Annotated in this window: 1 protein-coding gene; it reads left to right on the top strand. The window is 64.5% G+C overall.

Annotated features, from left to right (window positions below; genetic code table 11):
- Positions 1–2,286, top strand: a 2,286-nt coding sequence (traI, locus tag SPHV1_RS03025) for a TraI/MobA(P) family conjugative relaxase (protein ID WP_082430771.1), incomplete at its 5' end; no start/stop codon positions are given.
- Positions 2,287–2,296 lie beyond the last annotated feature (10 nt).

The following is a 2,296-nucleotide window of genomic DNA, read 5'->3' as shown; positions in this document are numbered from 1 at the left end:
GCAAAGAGCGATTTCGGCGGGTTGGTGCGATACATCACCAGCGCGCAGGGGCGTGATGAGCGCGTGGGCGTGGTGACTGTCACCAACTGCCGAGGCGAGACGCCAGAAGATGCCGCACAGGACGTTATGCTTGTCCAATCGGCCAATCAGCGGGCGGCTTCGGACAAGACATATCACCTCATAATTTCGTTTCCTCCCGGCGAGAGTCCGAGCGCGGAAGCCTTGCGCGATATTGAGGAGACGATTTGCGCGGGGCTGGGCTTTGCCGAGCATCAGCGGATCAGCGCCGTTCATCACGACACCGACCACACGCATATTCATCTGGCGATCAACAAGATTCATCCGATCCGCCACACGATCCATACGCCCTTGCGGGATTATCGGACGCTTGCCGAGCTATGCGAGCTGCTAGAGGTCCGTCACGGTTTGGAGCGCGTCAACCACAACGCCCACCAGCGCGGCGGGGAAAACCGCGCGAAGGACATGGAGCAGATCGCGGGCACGGAGAGCCTGATAGGCTGGGCGCAGCGGAATTGCGCCGAACCCTTGAAGGCCGCCGCGAGCTGGACCGAGTTGCACCAGATCGCGGCCGACTTCGGCCTGTCCGTGCAGGCGCGCGGCAACGGCCTGATATTCGCTGCGATGGACGGAACGACCGTAAAGGCCAGTTCCATCGCGCGCGAGCTGTCAAAAGGGGCGTTAGAGAAACGCTTGGGAGCCTTCCAGAGCGCGCGGGGAGGGGAGGGGGCACCGAAAGCCCGACAGACCTATGAAAAGCGCCCCGTGCCCTCCCGTATCGACACCAGCGGCCTATTTGCTGCCTACCGCGCCCAGCAGGGCACGCGCGCCACGCGCCGAAAGGTCGAGCTGGCCGAGGCCGCAGCCAAGCGCCGCGCGGCCATTGAACAGGTGAAGCGCATCGGGAGGACGAAGCGGGCGGCGATAAAGCTGCTAGGTGGCGGCCCGGCTGTTAAGCGCCTCAATTACGCACTGGCGGCCCGGTCCACCAAGGCCGCGATTGCGAAGATTGTTGCCGCCCACGGGCGGGAACGGGAGCGCATCGCGTCTCGTAATTCCCGGCGCGGGTGGAATGACTGGCTACAGGAGCAGGCCAAGGCGGGCGACCGCACCGCCCTTGAGGCCCTGCGCGCGCGGGAGGGACGGCGCACCGCTCCCAAGGATGCGCTGCACATTGCGGCGATGCCGAGCGCAGCACACCCCGCAGCGATCCGGCAAGACCACATCACGAAACGCGGGACGATCATCTATCGCACCGCCAATGCAGCGGTGCGCGATGATGGCCAGCGCCTGCATGTATCGCGCGGGGCGCAGATCGAGGGCGTTGTTGCCGCCTTGCGGCTTGCGCACGAACGCTATGGCGACAGGCTGGCGATCAGCGGCAGCGATCAATTCAAGGCCCTTGTGGTGGAAGCCGCCGCCCGATCGGCCATGCCCATCACATTTGCGGACCCCGATCTAGAGGCCCGGCGTCAAAATATCAGGCAAGAGGAGCGCGCGCGTGACAGACAAATCGTTGGACGAGGAGATAGAGGCGGCGCTGGCGTTGCTGGGCGAAACGCCGTCAATGACGCTGGACGAGACGCCAGCACCACAGCACCAGGTCGAAACGGGACATTCCGACCCGGAGCCGTCAGCGCCGGAGGAACCGACGCCGGAACCGGCCTTGCAAGCGGAGGAGCCAGCAGCGCCGCCATTCGAGCTGGCCCCGCACAGCCCGCCAGAAATGGACATTCTAGCGCCGGAGGAGCCGAGGCCCCCAGCGAGCGCGCCGTTAAGCCCAACATTGGCCGCGTTGGACGAGAGCCGCCGCCCGAAAGCCGAGGTAGTTTGCGCGACCTGTCCCAACTCGGTGTGGTTCAGCACGCCGAGCGAGGTCGCTTGCTATTGCCGCGTGATGTTCATTCAGACGTGGACGACCAAAAAGCCCGGCCAGATCGTCTTGTGCGACGGGACGACGATCGGCCGCGAGTGAGCGACGATCAGGCCAGCGCAGCGGATAAATACATTGCGGAACGCAATGCGAAGCGTCACATTGGAATGGATATACCGGCGCATCGGCTGTTCACTGGCGATCATGGACCGCTGATTTACGCCGGGACGCGACAAATCGAAGGGCAGAAATTGATACTCCTAAGAGATGGCGCTGACATGCTTGTGCTGCCCGTGGACGCGCGCAGCGCCGCCCGCGCGGGCAAGCTGGCGATTGGCGAGCCGATCGAGATTGCCAGCAACGGCACCGTCAAAAGCAAGGGGCGCGGCCGGTAACGGCCGCGAG

The organism is Novosphingobium sp. KN65.2, from assembly GCF_001368935.1.
GTDB classification, from domain to species: domain Bacteria; phylum Pseudomonadota; class Alphaproteobacteria; order Sphingomonadales; family Sphingomonadaceae; genus Novosphingobium; species Novosphingobium mathurense.
This window is presented reverse-complemented; position numbering and strand designations above follow the sequence as displayed.